Source organism: Mucilaginibacter sp. GW821-FHT07G05 (assembly GCF_059418565.1).
In genome coordinates this window covers 326,643-346,275 of record NZ_JBWKQC010000002.1, presented here as the reverse complement: position 1 = coordinate 346,275, position 19,633 = coordinate 326,643, and the positions used below count along the sequence as shown (strand labels likewise).

Sequence of the window (19,633 nt, the reverse complement as noted above, 5' to 3'; positions counted from 1 at the left end):
TAATAATTTCCTATTTGTTATAAGTAGCTACTGTGTAACATTTTTGTGAAAAAAGCGTACAAAATGTGAAGCAACTACTGATTTAAAAAATTATCTTAGGGCGTGATTATCCAAACTTTCAACCACCTCAAAAAGAACCTTAAGAAGGTATCTGAAACCCAAAAAGTAATAAAGGTAGCCATCCTGTCTGATTCGGCATCGCAACTGATCACGCAGGCAATCAAGGGTTACGGAGTTGAACACAATGTTAACTTCAATATTTTCGAGGCTGATTATAACCAGATTGACCGCCAGGTTTTCGACCCAAGTTCGGAGTTGTACGAGTATGAACCCGATTTTGTTATTATACTGAGAAGTACCGAACGTTTATCAAAATACTTTTACAAGCTTGATAAAGCCGAAAAAGAGAATTTTGCCGCCACCCAGATAGACTATATCGACGGTTTATACCAAACCATTGGCAGCAGGTTAAAAAGCAGGGTGATCATCAATAACTACCTCGAACTTAACGATGGGGTGTTTGGTAACTTCGCTTCAAAAGTAAGTTCATCGTTATTGTACCAGTTAAAAAAGCTCAACTTTAAGTTGATGGAATTTAGCCAGGAGCGTAAAAACCTGTTCCTGCTTGATCTGGACGCTTTGGTTACCAAAACCGGCTATCTGCAATCTTTCGACCCGAAAATGTATTTCAGCGCCGATATGGTTTTCAGTATCGACTTTTTACCCTACCTCGCCAAAAACATCAGCGATATTATACTGGCCATTACCGGCACGTTCAAAAAATGCGTTATCCTCGATCTGGATAATACTACCTGGGGTGGTATTATCGGTGATGACGGTATAGACGGCATTCAAATTGGCGATCTTGGCAGCGGAAAGATCTTCTCGGAGTTTCAGCTTTGGGTAAAACAGCTTAAGCAACGTGGTATCATTGTAGCGGTTTGCAGTAAAAATACCGAAGAGATAGCTTTGGAACCCTTTAAAAGTCACCCCGAAATGGTGCTGCGTTTAGAGGATATCGCCGTTTTTGTAGCCAACTGGGAAAACAAGGCCGATAATATCCGCCATATACAAAGCATCCTGAACATCGGTATGGATTCTATCGTGTTTATTGACGATAATCCGTTCGAGCGCGAACTGGTGAAGAAAGAAATTCCGGAAGTAACGGTACCTACCCTGCCCGACGACGCGGCAGAGTACCTGTTGTTCCTGAAATCGCTTAACCTTTTTGAAACTGCCTCGTTTACCGAGGGCGACGAGCAACGCACCCTGCAATACCAGGAGGAGGCCAAGCGCAGCAGCCTGATGAAGAGCTTTGCCAACGAGGACGAGTTTTTGGCCAACCTGGATATGGTGTCAGAAGTTAAGGCTTTTGAAGGCTTCAGCATTCCACGGGTATCGCAGTTATCGCAACGTTCAAACCAGTTTAACCTGCGCACCGTACGTTATACCGAAGAAGACCTGGTGAACATGAGCAAGGATAAAAACTATTTCACCTACTCGTACACCCTTAAAGATAAATATGGCGACAATGGCCTTATCGCTTTTGTTGTGTTAAAACAGATTGACGAAACTACCCTCTTTGTAGAAAACTGGGCCATGAGCTGCCGTGTGCTAAAAAGAGGCATGGAGCTGTTTACTTTAGATACTATTGCTGAAGACGCGAAGCTGAATGGCTTCACCAAGATAATCGGCGAATATATACCTACCAAAAAGAACATGATGGTTAAAGAGCATTATCCATCGTTAGGTTTTGAGCAGGTAAGTGAAGACAGCTACGTGCTCAACCTTATTACTTATACATTAAGCAAACCAATATTTATAACAAGAACATAATTAATTAGTATGAACAAAGAACAAATACTCGCTAAAGTTACCGACATTTTTAAAGACGTGCTTGACAATGACGACATCGTGCTAACGGATACCACCGTGGCTACCGATGTAGAAGATTGGGATTCGTTAAACCACATCCAGATCATCGTTGCTATCGAAAAATCTTTCAAGATCAAATTCACCTCAACTGAGATACATCATTTCAAAAATGTTGGTGAGCTGATCGGTTCTATCGAAAGCAAGCTGAGCTAAAAACAATACCACAATCCCCCTAATCTTTTAAACGTTACCCCAAAATGCTCTTTAATTCATTTGAGTTTTTACTATACTTCCCTATAGTAACTGCGCTGTTCTTCTTTCTGCCGCACCGTTTCAGGTGGCAGTTGCTGCTGGCAGCCTCGTGTTTCTTTTATATGTTTTTTAAGCCGGAATATATCCTTATCCTGGCTTTTACCATTGTGGTTGATTACTACGCCGGTATACTTATTGAAGAGGCAAAAACCGCTAAACAGAAAAAGTATTACCTGCTCATAAGCCTTATAGCCAATATTGGCGTACTGGCTGTGTTTAAGTATTATAACTTTATTAATGAGAACATTACAGGCGTAGCAAGCCTTTTCGGCTGGAAGAACCATATACCGGCGCTAACCATGCTGCTGCCTATCGGTTTATCGTTCCATACGTTTCAGGCGATGAGTTACACGCTCGAAATTTCGAGGGGGAATTACAAGGCTGAAAGGCACTTTGGCATATACGCGCTGTATGTAATGTTTTATCCGCAGCTGGTTGCCGGCCCTATAGAAAGACCGCAGAACGTACTGCACCAGTTCCACGAAAAAAAGAGCTTCGATTACAGCCGTGTAGTGGATGGCTTGCGGATGATGCTTTGGGGCATGTTTAAAAAGATTGTAATTGCCGATAACCTAACCACTTATACCGACGGGGTTTACAATAACCTGCACGTGCAAACGTCAATAGCCATAGTGGTGGCCATTTTCTTCTTCGCGTTCCAGATCTATTGCGACTTTTCGGCCTATACCGATATAGCCCGCGGAGCAGCACGTGTAATGGGATACGAGTTGGTGAAAAACTTTAACTATCCCTTCCGCAGCCGCAACGTAACCGATTTTTGGCGCAGGTGGCACATGTCGCTCACTACCTGGTTTAACGATTATTTGTTTACCCCGGTGGTGATCAGCAACCGTGGCTCTATCAAGTTCGGTATCGTTTTCGCGCTGATGGTTACCTTCTCATTAAGCGGTTTATGGCACGGTGCCGCATGGACCTACGTAGGTTTCGGTGTGATGCACGGCTTTGCTACCAGCTACGAGTTTTTAACCAAAAAGTGGCGCAACAGGTTATCGAAAAAGGTAGATCCGTTTATTTACAGCAGGGTGAGCCAGGTGCTAACTTTCTTGTTTGTTTGCTATACCTGGATATTCTTCAGGGCCAATACCATGGCCGATGCATTTTATGTATTGAAGCGTATCCCGGGTTTCTTTACCGAGATAGCCAATTGGTCGGTAACACGTACCAAGCCTATTTTTGATGGCAGCTTACCTAAATTAGGTTTGATATACTGCGGTGTGTTCATCTTACTGCTTGAAACACTGCATTATTTAGATAACAAATACGATGTATTTAATAAACTGCGCAACCAAAATATAGTATTGAGGTGGTCGGTTTATTATTCGCTGATGATCATCATGATCTTCTTTGCATCGTCAACAGCACACAGGTTTATCTATTTCCAATTCTAAACATGGCAAAGCTTACATTAAAAATTATATTATTCGTGGTGCTTTTGTACATACCCCTGTATATAGTGCAAAAGGTAGTTGACGAAGGCATGCACAAATACCGCAAAGGCGAATATGCTGTGTGGAACGATATTTACAGCGGCAACATCAATGCCGATCTGATTATTTTAGGCAATTCACGCGCGTTTGTAAATATATCGCCATTGGTACTGGATACTGCCCTTAAACAATCGGCTTATGATCTGGGTGTTGATGGTGGCGATTTTAACCTGGCTTACACCCGTTTTAAGGTGTATCTGAGTAAAAACAAAATGCCCAAAACGGTTATCTTATCGGTATCAACCAGCGATTTGGAACGTGGTATAGGTATATTCAACAACCAGCAGTTTATGCCTTACCTTAACGATACCATCATCAGAAAAGGTACTGCTAACTACCAAAATAGCTTTACATTGGCCGATTACTATGTACCGGCCATGAAGTACCGTTCCGACCCAATTTCATATTCGGTAGGGTTTAATCTTTACTTCGGTAAAGAAGTGGCTAATGATGATGTGCGTGTAAGAGGCTACCAGGCCCGTGAGCGTGTATGGGATGACAGCTTTGAGAACTTTAAAAAGCTAAAAAAGACCTATACCATTAAAGCCGATACCAGTTTGGTGAAAGAGTTTCATGAGCTGATAAAAACCTGCAAGGCTAATAATGTAAAGCTATACTTCGTTTACTCGCCCGAGTATGTGAAGGTGCAGCCCTACTTTATTAACCGTGCCACCATATTCAGCTATTACCAGGATGCGGCTAAGCAATACAATATCCCTTTCCTTGATTATTCAAACGATCCAATATCGCACGATACAACCTACTTCTACAACTCCGAGCACTTAAATAAAAACGGTGCAGAGACGTTTACTAAGAAGCTGGCACAGGATATTAAGGCATTGAAGATATAACTCACCTGCTTTGTAACTGTATTAAAAGCTGTTGTTCTTAGGAATGACAGCTTTTTTTATGAAATATTGATTTTAACCGCTGAGGAAGCTGAGGTTTCGCAGAGAGCGGGGAGTGTTTTTTTACCACGGAGAACACAGAGGTTTCCACGGAGTTACACAGAGCACTTAAATTGATTTTTACCTAACTGTCGCGAGTTTAGCGCAGCGCAACTCGTGACCCAACATGGCGTAAGCTTTCAGCCTACCGGCAGCTGAAAGCTGCCAACATGCTTACTCACGGGCTGAAAGCCCGCGAGAACGAAAGAAAGTAATTCTACTTTCAACTCACAACACACAACTTACAACCCAACAACAGCGTTTATCGCTTTATAAATCTCCTTCACGTTATTCTCCCATGTGTGTGATGAGGCGAAGTCGATGCGTTGCTGTTGTAGTTCGGGCGAGTTTTCGTCGAGTGCTTTTTGGATGGCGGCTACGTATTCCTCTTTGGTATTACACAGGTAAGTATGTTCTTCAAATACGCTCATGGCCTCGGTGCGGGTGGCAACGGTTGGCTTGCCCATGGCAAGGTATTCGTCTATTTTACGGGGGTAATTACCAATAGTAACCTGATTTACCATTTGGGGATTCAGACAAACGTCGAACGAGTTGATATAGGCCGGTAATAATTCGGCAGGTTTACTCCCTAAAAAGTGGATATTGGGGATACCGTGCAGCTGACTTGCCTTAAACTCATTATCCTCCGGGCCAACCAATATGATGCTCCAATCAGGTTTTTGTTTAGCAATGTACTCCAACAAATCAATATCCAAGCGGATACTTTGCAGCGCACCTACATAGCCAATTACAGGCTTATTAAGGCCAGCAACATCTTCAGGAGTGGCAATACCCTGCTTGTTGGTGAATATCTCCAGATCGCAGCCCTGACCTACGTAAAACGAGCTTTTATTATACTTGCCGCAATAATTAGCCAGGTAAGTAGAGTTGGCCACACAAAGGTCGCTTTTGGCAATCAGTTGTGGTTCCAGTTTTTCACCATGCAGTTTCCAGTAATCTACCGACAGCAGGAAATCGCGCGAGTAATAAATACTCACAGCCGGTTTCAGTAAATCTTTCAGGTAAAAGCAGCGGAAAATGTCGTTGTCGTTAAACAATATCACATCCTTAAAACCCAGCTTCTTTATAGCCCGGTCTATAGATCGCGCGAAGCGTTTGTTGTTTACTTTATTGAGGAAGGTATAAATCGTATCGTTCTTTATCCAGTTGATAGATTCTATCAATTCATCCGGATAAAGGTTCCACAAATTATCTTGTATAGGTACAATGCCATCAGCCTTTTTACGCACTACCTCTATGCGTTTGGCTACTTTTGGGTCGGCTTTGTGTTTTAACAGCGTAATACGATCGAGCGGGGAATTTACGTACAGCACCCGGTTATGTTTGCTAAACTCAAGTGCTATATTTTTGCAATTGCTGCCAATTTCAACATCCCAGGGTTGCTGGCCTACAATTACAATATCCCTGTTTTTTATAATATCGTTTCCGCTCATTTATGGGCTAATTAATATTTAACTGTTTCGTCTTTGTACATCACCTCATCCGGGCGACGCTTTTGCCTGTCTAAACGGTACACAACGGTAAGCATAGCAGCCGCCATTGAAAAGTAAACGTTCGACGGGAATTGTACGAGTGCTTCCTGCGGAAAGTTGGCCACATTGTAAGCAAAAATGATCAGCGTCATGGCCAAACAGTATGTTTTCAGCTCCGGGTCTTTAATTTTGTAGTAATTATTGATACCGGTTCGCAAAATGGTAAACATAAGCGCGCAAAAAATCGTCAAGCCTATCCAGCCTAACTCAACGGCCACACGTATGTAACCGCTATCAGGCGGAAAACGCGACAGGTACGAACCCGGCGCGAAACGCCTGCCCCATGTACCGGTAGCACCTAAACCGCCACCCATGGGGTGACTTAATATAAATGGCTGGATCCGCTTTTGGTTTACCTTACGGGCAGTATACGAGTCATCCTTATTGGGTCGGAACGCTGTTTGAAAGCGCAGCAGATTTTGATCGTTAGTAGGTACATTGATCAAAAACACCAGGAACACCGCAGCCACAGCGGTAAAGATCAATACCTTTTTATTATAGTTCAGTATAGCGAAAAGGAACAACGCCGCTGGCAGCAATACGTTGGCACCCCGGGTACCCGAAAATAGCATGGATTGCAGGTACAGGCACATCACAAAACCTAGTACCAGTTTCTTCCACAGTTTAAATTTTCCGGCAATAATGCAAATACAGAGTATGCTTGGCATCACCATGTTGTAAGCAAACGCCACCGGATCAGAGAAAATAGAGAATTTACGCCAGTGCCCGCCTATTAACAGGATAGACGCGATAGCCGGATCGGAATTAAGGTAAGCTTCTTCAACCGCCGAAAAACCGATATACTCCTGTTTATAAGCATACAAAGCGGCAAACAATGCCAAACCCAGCCAAAGCTTAAATATAAGCCTTACCATTTGTATGCTGCGGATATTGTACAGAAAAACGAAATAACTCAGCAACACAATAGCCACCGAGCGTATGGTATATACCCAGGCCAGGCGCGATTCAGTAGATGGGTTGGCAATTTCAAATACATTGTAACCAATCCAAATCAATATCATAGTAGTAATAGGGCCACGCAATTGCGCCCAGTTACGCTCGCGGCGCTGCCTGATGAGCAGGCCAAGCATCATGAGTACCTGCAAGCCGTCCATGATTATACCTATCGGGCCGGATACACCTATCCGCATCAGCAGGAAGAGTAAATAAGCCATGATGAGTACCACGATCATCCCGAAGTTGGGGAACATTACCACGCTTACCACCATGGGAATCCCCACGGCCATAACCAGCAGCAAAGCGCCAAATATCGGCCCGAATTTGGCTGTACCTACCGCGATTATTAACCCTAAAAGAATAAGTATGGCAAGCCCGGTACGGTTGTACAGCTTTTCAATCAGGATAATTTTTCTCAGTCTGCTAAAAAACCCATTGCCTTTGCCGGCAACGCCTTTTGTGTTTTTTATTTCTAACTGAAAATTGTCCACTCTAAAGGAAAAGTATTTTTATAATGAATGTGAATGTGCTTAAACCCGCCACTATAATAGCTACAATACGGGTTATACGATCTATACGGCGCTGTAACCGGCGCTTAGCCTGCTCATTGCCTAATGCCTCATCAGATGGTTCTATCCTCATCACTTTTCAAATTAGCATCTGTAACATTGGTATGGTAATGCTGGGTTGCAACCGAACGCTGATTGGCCGTGCGCGATTTCAGCAATGAGATCACCTGGTAAAAAATAAACTTAGGTATATTGATCAGCGATTGATAAATGCGCCTGTCGGTATCTGATTTTGCCAAAGCGATGTAAAAGCCCAGCACGAACAATATAAAGCCTATCAGCCATGTAAACGCTACCGTAATACTGATGAACACATTAGCCAGCATACACACTATCGACAGCAGCAAAAAGATAAACAACGGCGGCCTCAATAGTATAAAACCAAACAGAAACTGGTTAACGCTAAAGTTTTTGATCCCTTTGCCGATGATCACGAAACCGAGGCTAAAGTATTTGAACCAGGTATTGATCCAGCGCGAGCGTTGGTTTACCAATTGGTCAGACCGGGTAGTTTTTTCATCGTACACAATGGCTTCACCTGTAAAGGCTATCCGCAGGTTGCGGCCAACAATTTCAGATTGCAGCACCTTATCAAACCCTGCTCCCGAAATATTTTTATGCTCCAAACATTCGCGGTACAATGCCGTAGTAAACGCCATGCCCGACCCTGCCAATGTAGCCGATGAACCCAGATTGAACAATAACTTACCATCGTAAAAATGATAATAAATATCACGCGCGCCATCAAGGCAAGCATAAGTAGTATCCAGGTTTTTCGCTTCGCGAACGCCTTGTACCGCGGTAAAACCTGCATCTAACAATTTGTTCAGCTCGTTCAAATATTCGGGGTGCATCAGGTTATCGCTATCGATAATGGTAACCCTGCTATGCGGCCGTACAAAGTTATTGATAGCGTAAAAATGCGATTTGATATTATTGGCCAAAGTTTCGGGCGGGCGAAGCAATATTACCCGCTCATCATCAAAATGAAGGTTGGTGATATCGCATTTATCGGCCACCACATATATTAAATAATTGCTGTAGTTAACGCGCAGTATGGAGCTTACAACGGCGGGCAGCGGTGCTGTTTGCTCATAAGCGGTTACTATAATGGCATAATCGGCCTGGTTTATTGATGTTGGGTACACCTTTTTTTTGCCGAATAACGAGAGCAGGTACAGCACAAATGGCATAATAAGGTTATAACCTATCAGGATTTGTAATACCCACCAAATAATTTTTACAACAGCCATATTAAGATATTTGTATTATGACTTCTTTTTTGCTTCTGCATCTGAAGGCACTTTGTTTAACACCCAGCCAATAAACTTTTCGCGTATGGTTTTAAGATAGTTGATGTTCGGTTTAAGGGTTTCGGTTAAGTCTTGTCCGGCTTCAAATACGGCTACTACCTTATCTGATACCTGCACCCATTCCTTCGAACGGTTAAGGGTAGTTAATGCCGACGATTCGATAATAATGATATCAAAGTATTCGCGCAGGGCTTTAAATTTAACCTGCGCCTCTGCTTCAGTTACAATCTCAAACAGCGAAATATCACCACCGCGGTTACCCCAAACGTTCAATAAATTCGCTGTTTGCAGTTCCTCAATGCCGATCTTCCCTTTCAGGTAATCTTCGATATATAACTTAGGATGCACCGTTTGCGTAATGCCCGAGTTTTCAAAGTTACCATCAATAAGCAATACCTTTTGGTTTACTACCGCGCGTGAATAAGCCAGGCTGATAGCCAGCAAGCTTTTACCCTCGGCGGGCGAAATACTGTTTACCAGCAATATTTTATCACCGGCCATTTCATTATCAATCTCGAAACGGATAGAACGAAGCAGGTTTTTAAACAGCTGTGTTTGGCCGCTGCCATCATTGGTATCCCATATCTTTTTAAAATCGATAACGCTGTTGTTTAACAGATTAAGATAACCCAATACAGGTATTTTGGTACGGTTAGCCAATTCTTTTGGCGACTTAACGCTATCATCCAGCATAAATATTATAAACAGCACCACTACGCAGAACACAAAGCTCACTATACCGCCAATAATAACCAGCAGCATTTTTTTAGATGATTGCGGTAAACCCGGCATAGCGGTAACCACTTGTTTAAGCTGTACCGAATAACTGGCTTCCATGCTGATCTGGTTGTATTTAGACAACAGCACCATGTACTCTTCCTGCGCTATTTCAATGGCTTTTTCATACGAGCCTACTACGGCCTCGTGTGGTACCAACTTGTCGAATTTGCTGTTTAACCGGCTCAGTTCTTTATCAATAGAACTGATACTGTTTTTAGCCAAAACGTTTTGCGTTTGCAGGGTTATTTTATTATCAACCAGGTTTTGCTTGGCAGCCAAAGGGTTAAGAATATATTTATCTGACGATTGGTGCAATTTGGCTGTAAACACCTCGTTTAACGAATCAACCCTTGCTTTATATTGCTCATCAAAGTTATTCTCAATGTACTCGCGGTTAGCCGCATTCAATTGTTCATCAACCTCGGTAATTTGGGTGTTGATGCGATTGAGCGAACTTTCGAGGTACTGTCGATCTTTAGGATCAAACTGCCCGTCAATTTTACGGATTGCCGCTTCGGTAGAGATCACACTTTTTTGGGCCTCCTCTTTACGGGTTTCAAAATCGGCCAGCTGTCCGTATAAACTTTTAGCCTGTTCGCTTAAGTTCAATACCCGATTATGGATCTTGTATTGCCTTAAAGCCGCTGTTTTGGCAGCAAGTGAATCCTGCTTATCGGTCAATAATTTCGAAAGAAAATCGACCGCTTTACGCTGGTTTTCTTTTACTATCAGCGTATAATAATCTATAAACTCTTTACACAGGGCGTTTACCACATAAGCAGACAGTTCCGGATCTTCGGCATCGTATTGTACATTGATGAAATCGCTGTTATCGGCACGGTAAATAGTAAGTGTTTTTAGTAACGATTTATCATCATACCGCATTGATTCCAGCAGTTTATTCAGCCCGTTCTGGTCGGGATTGAATAACGATAGCGACGTACGTTTTTTATATAGATCGTTATAAACAGCCAGCGCGTGTTTACGGGCATCAGGCGTTAGCTGTGTTAGTAAGGGGCTTGGTTTGCGGTATGGTTTATCGCTGGTAAGATCGTGAATGATAAGACGGTATGATACCTGATCGAGCATCTTTTTAGAGCGCATCATCTCGATGAGGTTGCTGAACTCCTGGCTAATTTTTGATTCCTGCGGATTTTCGCTGTTCAGTACCTGCTGGGTTTGGTCAACTATACCGGTGGCTATCTGCGCCTGCGAACTGTATACATCGGGCTGGTTACGCACCAAAAAATAGGTAATAATAACTGCTATAACCGGTATGGCTATCAGTGTATATTTATGCTTCAGCAGCAGCTTTATAAATTTGCTCAGCTCCATTATTTTATAGTTTCCAGTTTTTGGCCCAATAGTTCTTCCAGGTCAGCTTTGGCAATAAACAGGTTGCCTTCGGCCGAGATTTTACTTTCAGAATGCTCGGTTAACTGAATTAGTATTTTGTTATACGCGTCAAAAGTTTCTTCACCTTTTTTGTATTTGTACTCCATATCCTTTGCAGCATTTTCGGCCTGTTGCCTTGAGCGGGTTTGGAGTTTAAGCTGCGCTAAACGCTGCACATATAAGTAATATCTTTTGCGTACCTCGGTGGCCAGTGTAAGGTCGTATTCGGCCTGGTCATTTTGCGCTACCTGTAATTCTGATTTTGCTTTACGCACATTAACCGGCGTACGCAGTAACGAACCTAAGTTTAAGAACACACCTGCCTGCAAACCTTTAAAATAACTGGTACTTGGATTTACCGGATCAATAGTAGTAGTATTACCCGGCTGGTAGATGTATGATACCGACAAGGCATCAAACAGCGATAGCCTGGCGCTGGATACATTGGCTTTAGCTATATCAACTTTACTCTCAAAACTTTTATGCCTCGGAAAATTGGTTTTGGCTACCTCAACCAGCTTCTCAACATACGCGTCAGTAACATCCTGTATTATTGACTCCTGTGCAAAAGCTCTTTGTTGTATTGATATGGCCAAAAAAATAATAAAGCCTGATAGTATCTTTATCTTCATTAAAAAAGTAGCTTTTAGATTGTAATCACCCGCAATTTAGCTCAAAACTCTATATTATGACCATAAATTGCAATAAACTTTTAAGCTTACACGGTAACCGACTTATATACGGAGAATTTAAAATTAAGTTTTGTTTTTGAGAAAAATGCACAACCTGCACCACACTTTTTCCCGCAGTTAAAAATTAAGTTTTTAATTAACCACAGTCATGCTGATAAACACAAGAACACTCGTCCTTAAAAATCAGAATACTGTGCAGGGCGTAAAAACACGATGGTGTTTTTTGATACATTATGCTGATACTCCGGCCTGGCCGAAAGCTCTTTCCACTCGGCATCGCTGCCAAAGGCATCCCAATGTTTATCACGGTCGGCCTTGTTGTTAAAGGTGGTCATGTACATCAGGTTGGGCATGTGGCCGCCCGCTATTACATCGCCATAAAAAACAGCGTTAAAGCCAAGGCGGTTAAACAGGGCCACCTCGTTGCCATCATTAAACATTTTCACTTTGTTAATGTGCTGCTTTTCGGTAGCGCTTTCGTAACTACGTAGTTCATAAACACGTTCGTTCTTATTGCCGTTAAGGTTTGGAATTGCGGGCACCGGCATTTTGGTGAACGCCTTTAGCAGTATGGTTTCTATACGATCATAAGGCGCGTTGTTATATAAGGCATCGGTATAATCGGCAGCGGCAGATGCATAGGTATTATCTGAAGATAGCTTCTCGTCAACATCTTTCAGTTTATCCCATGACGACGCGGGGATAAGCACGTATATCTTTTTATCGGCAGTATCCTGCTCTACCGGTTTAAATACGCCAATTTGTTTAAAGCCTGCCCGGTGCAGAGCAGGCAGGTACGCCTGCTGAAAGTAGGTATCCAACCGGGTTTCCTGCGCGGCGGTTTTATAGTGGTATACTGCCAGTTTATAATAATAGCCCGATGCCGATTTAGCATTGGCCATTACCCCCACTACAAATGCAAGGCACAAAAAAGCGTGCAATAAGATTATTCGTTTACCGGAAAGCATGGTTATCAGTTTTTTGAAAGCTAAAATACAATTCGTTTCGCGAAGTTATACATCGGCCACACGAAATGGTTTTATATCTACCGTTTCCCATACCTTTTGGGTAATGTAGGGTTCGCTTTGTTTCCAGGCTTCCAGCGCTTCGTCGTTTTCAAACTGCATAATCATTACCGAACCTATCATTTTACCATCATCGTTCAATATAGCGCCGCCAGTTATAAAATTGCTGCTTTGCTTCAATGATTTGGCACCATCCAGATGATGCGGGCGTACATTCATGCGGCGGTTAAGCGCTTCGGTATCGGTATAGTCGTAAGCGGTAATGAGGTACTGGTTCATGTTTTAGCTATAATTACAGGCAACTAACATACGCCTTGTATTTTTTGTTTAATAAATAATTTACGAAAAAAACATTTGCAGTTGTTTTAACTGTCAATATTACATATATTTGAAACCGAATAATAATTATAAACAACATTGCAAGTATTTACCATATTTGCACATCTTACAAAAAGCTTAATTTTCAGTAAAACAATGAAGGATAGCCTGAACCAGAATTTTATAAGTATTTATAATAAAGAGGCACAAAACAATTATTTTTCGCCCGGTCGTGTAAACCTTATCGGCGAGCATATTGACTATAATGGCGGCTTGGTGATGCCATGTGCCATTACCTTTGGTACCTATTTATTAACCGCGCCTAATAACGATGGTGTGCTGCGCTTTAGAAGTGTGAACTTTGAAGAATCATTAGAGATTCCGCTTCAGCCAAGTTACCAAAAAGACGGCGAAGGCTGGTACAATTATCCACTGGGTGTATTTGAGCACTTTTTGAAAGATGGTCACCAGATACAAGGGCTTGATATGTTGTTTTACGGCGATATTCCTATCGGTTCGGGCTTGTCATCATCGGCCTCTATCGAGGTGGTTACGGCCTTCGCGCTGAACGATCTGCTAAAAGCGGGTTACACCAAACTGGAGCTGGTAAAAATTGCCAAAGCGGTTGAAAATCATTTCATCGGTGTTAACTGCGGCATTATGGACCAGTTCGCGGTTGCCTTCGGCGAAAAGGATAAGGCCTTGATGCTGAATTGCGATACCCTTGATTACCAGGCGGTAGATAGCAACTTAGGCACTCACCTGCTGGCAATTATCAACACCAATAAACCACGTAAACTGGCCGAATCAAAATATAACGAGCGTGTAGAGGAGTGTGCTGCCGCGCTTGCTGCCCTGCAACAAAAGCTGGACATCAGTAACCTTTGCGATATTGATGCCGCTACTTATGCCGAGCACGAGTATTTGATTACCGACCCGATTGTAAAAAACCGTGCTAAACACGTTATTGAAGAGAACGACCGCGTTAAACTGGCCGCTATTGCATTGGCAGGTAATAACCTTGCTGAATTTGGCAGGCTGATGTACGGATCGCACGATTCATTACGCGACTTGTACGAAGTGAGCGGTAAAGAGCTTGACGCCATTGTTGAATACAGCAAAACCAACACTAACGTGGCCGGTGCCCGTATGACGGGCGCAGGCTTTGGCGGTTGCGCTATAGCTTTGGTTGAAGAAACCGCTTTTGAAGACTTTAGTCGCGAACTGATAAAATATTATACAGATAAAATTGGCTACGCGCCATCAGTATATAGCTCATTGATTGGGCCGGGTGTGGGTATTTTAAGCTAAATAATGCGCAAACTAAAGCTCGACGAACTTAACCGTGCCACGGTAGACGAATTTAAAACGCAGGATAAGCTGCCGGTAGTGGTAGTGCTTGATAATGTGCGGAGTATGCACAATATCGGGTCCATCTTCCGTACGGCCGACGGTTTCGCGGTGGAGCGCATTTATCTTTGCGGTATTACTGCCCAGCCGCCACATCGCGAAATTGAAAAGACCGCCCTCGGCGCTACACAATCGGTAGAGTGGAAACATGTTACCGAGCCTATGGAGGCCGTGAACGAACTGCGTTCGGCAGGTTATAAGATAATAGCCATTGAGCAGGCCGAAAACAGTACGATGCTTAATGAATTTACTCCTGCCCCTGGCGAAAAGTATGCCCTGATATTTGGCAACGAGGTAAACGGCGTAAGCGACGAGGTGATGCAAAACATTGATGCCTGTATTGAAATACCGCAGTTTGGCACCAAGCATTCGTTCAACATTGTGGTATCGGCAGGTATTGTACTTTGGGATTTTTTTGCCAAGATAGTCCCCGTTTCATAGCAGATAATATTTTATATAAATTAGCGTGATGAACGCGCTCGCTAAAAAATTACAAATAAAAGCCGGCAGCCGCTGGCTTTTATTTAATGCCCCCGAAAACTTCGCGGCAATGCTCGACGATCTGCCCGGAGACACGCAGTTAGTTTTTGCTGTTGACGCAGCCCTTAGCGGCATCCTGTTATTCGCGACAAACAGCGCCGAACTCATTCCCGCCCTCAATGAAATACAACCATTACTAAAGCCCGAAACCTACCTGTGGCTGGTATACCCTAAAAAGAGCGGTAAAATCAACAGCGACCTGGAGATGATGAAGGATTGGAGCATGTTTACCAACCTTAATTTGAGGCCGGTAGCATCTGCCGCTGTTAACGACGACTGGACCGCTCTCCGCTTTAAACCAAACGAGTTGGTAAAAGATTCGGAAAGCAGCCGGGCATCCATAGGTAAAAACAACGAATTTGCCGGATACATCTTCCCCGAAAAGAAGCTTGTGATACTGCCCGCCGATGTGCAGGAAGCCCTTACGGCCGAACCCGCCGCCTTAGCCTATTACGAAAACCTCGCCTACTCACACAAAAAGGAATATATAGTGTGGATACTCAGCGCCAAACAAGAAAAAACCCGCGCCGACAGGCTGGTAAAAATGATAGATAAATTGCTCGGCAATAAAAAGAATCCGGCTGAAAAGTAGTTAGCTATTTGATAATCACCTAATCAACAATAGCTTACCTTCTTATTTAATCAAAGACATTTTCGCCATCTCCGGGCCGCATTCTTTTTCTGTGAGTGCATAATTATTTGTATTTTTCGGTTAAAATTACCGCCTTATCTTTATGATAAAATCTTTACTACTGCTGCAAACATCCGCAGCATCTTGCAAACAGTTAGTTCTTAAACTGTTGCTTTGTTTTTCCCTTTTTTTTGCATCCGGTTTTAACAATTGTTTCGCCCAGCAGCAAAATTCATCATACAGCTTATTATGGCGCATTAGCGGCAAAGGGCTAAAAAAGCCGTCGTATTTGCTGGGTACCATGCACGTAAAAGACAATCGCGTATTCAGGTTCAATGATTCGGTATTGCTGGCTATTCAAAAATGCGATGCTTTTGCATTAGAGGTTCATCCCGACTCAATGATAAAGCAAATGTTTAACTCGTATGAAGATACCGATACCGCAAAAAACCTGAGAAGCCTTTTAAGTAAAGATGATTATGATAGGTTAGCACAACGCTTTCTGGAAAAGAAAGGTTACCCAATGGGCGACCTGAACGCTATTCAGGTTGAATCAATGCTAAAGCGCGAACACAAGCGAAAAGATGATAAACCGGCATTTATGGATGCTTTTTTGTACGGTATACCACGTGCGGAAAATAAAATAATTATCGGGCTCGAAAGTGCCGGTTCGCAGTTTGACCATGCCTATGGCAATAATGATGAAATGCGCCAGCGACTACTTGATATTTTAGATGAAGATGAATACGATGACGAAGAGGCAACGGAAGACCTTGTAGAGGTATACAGTTCGGGCAACTTAAAACGTATTGAAGAATATTTAAGCGACGAACAATTAAATGATAGTGTACTTGTTGGCCGTAACCGGGTAATGGCGGCCGGTATAAATAAAGTTATAACAGGGCAAAGTAGTATGTTCACAGCGGTGGGTGTAGCGCACTTACCGGGTAAAAACGGCATTATCAGCCTATTAAAAAAAATGGGGTATACCTTAACGGTTGTTTCGGCCCCATCAACCGGGCTTATTGATAAATACCAGGTAGATATTACCAAAATAAAATGGCCTAAACACCAGGACGATGAACTGGGTTACAGCGTTGAAATGCCCGGCATACCTATGCGTGCTGTTATTTCAGGACAAAAAACGGTAACATATCCGGATATAGCGAACGATATATATTATGGCATTTACGCGCTACATAAATCAGGCAACGCACCTAACATAACCAATGCGCAGGCACTTGATAGTATGGTAAAATTTATGGCTAATAACCAAGCTCAAAAACTTATTAGCCATAAAGACATTTTGGTAAATGGCATTAAAGCGAAAGAGATAATAACCCATGGTTCATCGGGCTATTTACGGTCGCAATTATTAATAGCGAATGATATTGTTTATTGCCTGTATTATGGCGCGGATACTTTAACTACAAATCAGCCTTCGGTTAATCGCTTTTTCGTATCTTTTAAAAACTTTAAACCGGTACCCAAACCCGCAGGCAGCTGGGTTGATTACACTAATACCATGGGTGCATTTAAAGTAAAATTTCCGGAACAGCCGCAGGAACTTATTAAAGACGTAGCCGACCCGCAACACCCCGAACGCGAAGCTTATAAATTCAGAATGTACCTGGCCAGTGATGAAGCCAATGCCATGGCTTATGTGGTAAGATACAATAATTACCCTAATGGTATGTACCTGGCAAACAAGCAGGCCGTTTTTGAGTTGCTCACAAAAGATTTTGAAGGCAAAGCCAAGTTATTAGGCAAATTAACCGTAATATGGAAGGATGGCTACGAAGGCCGGTATGCCAAATTAATAATGAACGGTGGATTACCAGCCGAGATGCAGGTATTTGTAAGAGGTAACCGTTTATATCTGCTGCTTAAACAAAGTGCTGTAGCTAATGCAAAAGAGCCCGTAAAGGATGAGTTTTTTTCGTCTTTTAAATTCGCCCCGTACGAAAAATCTGATTCTTACGTATACCAATCAGCCGTGCCGGAGTATAAAATAACTTTGCCGGGCAAACCTGTAATAAAAAAAGACAGTACTACAGATCATGAATCTTTCCTTTATGATGGTGAGGTGGCCAATGTAAGTGACCAAAGATCAGGCGGCGCATACAATATCGGGTATGGTGTAGTAAGCAAATACTACAGGGTACCGAGTGTTGATAGTCTTTATAACCAACTCGCTATAAACTTAAAAACCTATAAAGATTCAATAATTAAAACCGATACTATAGTAATTAACGGTATTACAAGCAGGGAGTTTATAACGCAAGATACAACAACAGGCGAAAAGCATCGTACCTCACTGATTTATAATAACGGCTATATATATTCGCTTGTAAGCCATGTGGCTAAAGAGGAATTATTTGGTGATGTTGCAAATACCTTTCATACTTCATTTGCGGCGCCTGTAAAAAACGAGTTTGATCTTACTTCATCAAAAGCAGAAATTATTACCCGCGATTTGCAGTCTGCCGATACCACTGTTTATAAAAAAGCATTGGGTGCCTTAAGTTATTATAAATTTACTACCGAAGAACTACCTTTTGTTTATGCTGCCTTAAAGCATGAATATGCTGACGACACAACAGAGACCGGAGCCAGGTATACACTGATAAAAATATTCAAAAAGCTGAATGATAAGCATACGTTAAGCGAGCTGCAAAACTTATTTGCTACCGTAAAAGGTAACGCCATGCTTAGCAGCAGCATTTTGAGCATGATGCCTTATGTTGATAAACAGGTAGGATATGATGCCTACCTTAGTTTATTAACTACTACCCCGCCAATAAATGATAACGGCAATTACAATCTGTTTTATCCGCTTCGCGACTCCATTGCTTATGCAGTAAAAAACTTTAACCGAATTTTGCCGCTTATAAAACATCCGGAATACAGGGCACAGGTGCTCTACGTTGCCTCCAATATATTAAACGACGATGATGATAAAGCACAACATCTGAAACTGATTAAAGACAATTTTAAAGCCCTTGTTTTTTATGCTGACACTGATATAAACAAGGACATTAATATCATTAATTATGAGGATAAAAACTGGTATTCGCCACTTTATTTTTATATCAGCATAATTGAAAAAATAAACGACCCTGTTAGCGACAGGATTACAATGCGTATTATAAAAGCAAAAGAGCTAAATGAGCATCATAGTAATGCCACTGTAGCACGTATAAAACTGGGCTTACCAGTACCGCAACTTACACTAAATAAATTGTTAGATACTATTGGCACAAGGTATTATATTATGAAAACCTTGTACGAGGCGAAACAAACTCAACGTGTGGCACCCAAGTACAAAAGCCCGGTTGAATTTGGCAAACTTAACTTATTTGAATACCTTAAAGATGAAGACGATTATTATATAGCAAATATAACATTGCTTGGCACTGTGCTTCAAAAAGGTTCAACGTACTATGTGTACAAGTACAAGGTGAGCGAAGATGATACCACATACATTGGAGTAGCAGGCCCTTTTAAACCAGGTATCAACAAACTCAATTTCAATAAAAATAACGCTTACACTGATATGAGCGAAATGAAAACCAATTGGCGTAAACAGGCGCTTGAGCTAATTAGTAATATGAGCACTTATTGATAACAACCCTTGGCAAATTAAACACCCGGTATTCATAACGAAAAGTCTCGCGGCCAATATTGCTACGAGACTTTTTTGTTTCTACAACCTTTAATGATTGATATACTTTGGTTTATGAATCATCTATTTTCGTTAACTTTAACTAAACCAATGCTTATACCTATGCAAGCATCACTCATCATT

General features: G+C 42.2%; 16 protein-coding genes. 8 read left to right on the top strand and 8 right to left on the bottom strand.

The window, feature by feature from the left end; genetic code table 11:
- Positions 1-102 precede the first annotated feature (102 nt).
- The 4 genes from AC07NA_RS05855 to AC07NA_RS05840 are packed head-to-tail and all read left to right on the top strand — an operon-like array spanning position 103 to position 4,546.
- On the top strand, positions 103-1,836 hold the full coding sequence (locus AC07NA_RS05855) for an HAD-IIIC family phosphatase (RefSeq protein ID WP_494896474.1): 1,734 nt from the start codon (positions 103-105) through the stop codon (positions 1,834-1,836).
- Between the two features lie 9 nt (positions 1,837-1,845).
- Positions 1,846-2,088 (top strand): acyl carrier protein, encoded by a 243-nt coding sequence (locus tag AC07NA_RS05850; RefSeq protein ID WP_345210705.1) that lies wholly within the window; start codon positions 1,846-1,848, stop codon positions 2,086-2,088.
- Between the two features lie 44 nt (positions 2,089-2,132).
- Positions 2,133-3,596: an MBOAT family O-acyltransferase gene (locus AC07NA_RS05845; RefSeq protein ID WP_494896472.1), complete on the top strand. Its 1,464-nt coding sequence runs from the start codon at positions 2,133-2,135 to the stop codon at positions 3,594-3,596.
- Between the two features lie 2 nt (positions 3,597-3,598).
- Positions 3,599-4,546 carry a hypothetical protein gene (locus AC07NA_RS05840; RefSeq protein ID WP_494896470.1) on the top strand — a complete coding sequence of 316 codons (948 nt, stop codon included), beginning with the start codon at positions 3,599-3,601 and terminating at the stop codon, positions 4,544-4,546.
- A gap of 338 nt (positions 4,547-4,884) precedes the next feature.
- Here the strand turns inward: AC07NA_RS05840 and AC07NA_RS05835 are convergent, their stop codons facing one another.
- From AC07NA_RS05835 to AC07NA_RS05800, 8 genes are all read right to left on the bottom strand, one after another.
- Positions 4,885-6,096: a glycosyltransferase gene (locus AC07NA_RS05835; RefSeq protein WP_494896468.1), complete on the bottom strand. Its 1,212-nt coding sequence runs from the start codon at positions 6,094-6,096 to the stop codon at positions 4,885-4,887.
- Positions 6,097-6,107: 11 nt separating this feature from the next.
- Positions 6,108-7,643: an O-antigen ligase family protein gene (locus tag AC07NA_RS05830; protein ID WP_494896466.1), complete on the bottom strand. Its 1,536-nt coding sequence runs from the start codon at positions 7,641-7,643 to the stop codon at positions 6,108-6,110.
- A gap of 1 nt (position 7,644) precedes the next feature.
- Positions 7,645-7,794 carry a hypothetical protein gene (locus AC07NA_RS05825; RefSeq protein ID WP_345210700.1) on the bottom strand — a complete coding sequence of 50 codons (150 nt, stop codon included), beginning with the start codon at positions 7,792-7,794 and terminating at the stop codon, positions 7,645-7,647.
- A complete protein-coding gene (locus tag AC07NA_RS05820; protein ID WP_494896463.1) occupies positions 7,775-8,974 on the bottom strand; it encodes a glycosyltransferase in 1,200 nt (399 codons plus the stop codon). The genes AC07NA_RS05825 and AC07NA_RS05820 overlap by 20 nt, the downstream gene beginning before the upstream one ends.
- A gap of 15 nt (positions 8,975-8,989) precedes the next feature.
- The gene (locus tag AC07NA_RS05815) at positions 8,990-11,149 is read right to left on the bottom strand and encodes an exopolysaccharide transport family protein (protein WP_494896461.1); all 2,160 of its coding nucleotides are present in this window, start codon (positions 11,147-11,149) and stop codon (positions 8,990-8,992) included.
- On the bottom strand, positions 11,149-11,841 hold the full coding sequence (locus AC07NA_RS05810; protein WP_345210697.1) for a TolC family protein: 693 nt from the start codon (positions 11,839-11,841) through the stop codon (positions 11,149-11,151). The genes AC07NA_RS05815 and AC07NA_RS05810 overlap by 1 nt, the downstream gene beginning before the upstream one ends.
- 236 nt (positions 11,842-12,077) lie before the next feature.
- Entirely contained in the window at positions 12,078-12,869 is a 792-nt protein-coding gene (locus AC07NA_RS05805; protein WP_494896459.1) for an NIPSNAP family protein, read from the bottom strand.
- 45 nt (positions 12,870-12,914) lie between these two features.
- Positions 12,915-13,205: a YciI family protein gene (locus AC07NA_RS05800; protein WP_494896457.1), complete on the bottom strand. Its 291-nt coding sequence runs from the start codon at positions 13,203-13,205 to the stop codon at positions 12,915-12,917.
- Positions 13,206-13,400: 195 nt separating this feature from the next.
- On the opposite strand from AC07NA_RS05800, the gene AC07NA_RS05795 reads away from it, so the two are divergent.
- The 4 genes from AC07NA_RS05795 (at position 13,401) to AC07NA_RS05780 (ending at position 19,450) form a co-directional block, all read left to right on the top strand.
- The gene (locus tag AC07NA_RS05795) at positions 13,401-14,555 is read left to right on the top strand and encodes a galactokinase (protein WP_494896455.1); all 1,155 of its coding nucleotides are present in this window, start codon (positions 13,401-13,403) and stop codon (positions 14,553-14,555) included.
- A gap of 3 nt (positions 14,556-14,558) precedes the next feature.
- A complete protein-coding gene (locus tag AC07NA_RS05790; RefSeq protein ID WP_494896453.1) occupies positions 14,559-15,095 on the top strand; it encodes an RNA methyltransferase in 537 nt (178 codons plus the stop codon).
- A gap of 28 nt (positions 15,096-15,123) precedes the next feature.
- Complete coding sequence (locus tag AC07NA_RS05785; RefSeq protein ID WP_494897128.1) at positions 15,124-15,786, top strand: YdeI/OmpD-associated family protein; 663 nt, start codon at positions 15,124-15,126, stop codon at positions 15,784-15,786.
- A 142-nt stretch (positions 15,787-15,928) separates the two neighbouring features.
- Positions 15,929-19,450 carry a TraB/GumN family protein gene (locus AC07NA_RS05780; RefSeq protein ID WP_494896451.1) on the top strand — a complete coding sequence of 1,174 codons (3,522 nt, stop codon included), beginning with the start codon at positions 15,929-15,931 and terminating at the stop codon, positions 19,448-19,450.
- The last annotated feature ends 183 nt before the right edge of the window (positions 19,451-19,633 follow it).

Excerpts from the sequence above, each read along its gene's own strand:
- AC07NA_RS05850 (WP_345210705.1), top strand. The coding sequence starts at position 1,846 with ATGAACAAAGAACAAATACTCGCTAAAGTTACCGACATTTTTAAAGAC.
- AC07NA_RS05845 (WP_494896472.1), top strand. The coding sequence starts at position 2,133 with ATGCTCTTTAATTCATTTGAGTTTTTACTATACTTCCCTATAGTAACT.
- AC07NA_RS05840 (WP_494896470.1), top strand. The coding sequence starts at position 3,599 with ATGGCAAAGCTTACATTAAAAATTATATTATTCGTGGTGCTTTTGTAC.
- AC07NA_RS05835 (WP_494896468.1), bottom strand. The coding sequence starts at position 6,096 with ATGAGCGGAAACGATATTATAAAAAACAGGGATATTGTAATTGTAGGC.
- AC07NA_RS05825 (WP_345210700.1), bottom strand. The coding sequence starts at position 7,794 with ATGAGGATAGAACCATCTGATGAGGCATTAGGCAATGAGCAGGCTAAG.
- AC07NA_RS05820 (WP_494896463.1), bottom strand. The coding sequence starts at position 8,974 with ATGGCTGTTGTAAAAATTATTTGGTGGGTATTACAAATCCTGATAGGT.
- AC07NA_RS05815 (WP_494896461.1), bottom strand. The coding sequence starts at position 11,149 with ATGGAGCTGAGCAAATTTATAAAGCTGCTGCTGAAGCATAAATATACA.
- AC07NA_RS05810 (WP_345210697.1), bottom strand. The coding sequence starts at position 11,841 with ATGAAGATAAAGATACTATCAGGCTTTATTATTTTTTTGGCCATATCA.
- AC07NA_RS05805 (WP_494896459.1), bottom strand. The coding sequence starts at position 12,869 with ATGCTTTCCGGTAAACGAATAATCTTATTGCACGCTTTTTTGTGCCTT.
- AC07NA_RS05800 (WP_494896457.1), bottom strand. The coding sequence starts at position 13,205 with ATGAACCAGTACCTCATTACCGCTTACGACTATACCGATACCGAAGCG.
- AC07NA_RS05795 (WP_494896455.1), top strand. The coding sequence starts at position 13,401 with ATGAAGGATAGCCTGAACCAGAATTTTATAAGTATTTATAATAAAGAG.
- AC07NA_RS05790 (WP_494896453.1), top strand. The coding sequence starts at position 14,559 with ATGCGCAAACTAAAGCTCGACGAACTTAACCGTGCCACGGTAGACGAA.
- AC07NA_RS05785 (WP_494897128.1), top strand. The coding sequence starts at position 15,124 with ATGAACGCGCTCGCTAAAAAATTACAAATAAAAGCCGGCAGCCGCTGG.
- AC07NA_RS05780 (WP_494896451.1), top strand. The coding sequence starts at position 15,929 with ATGATAAAATCTTTACTACTGCTGCAAACATCCGCAGCATCTTGCAAA.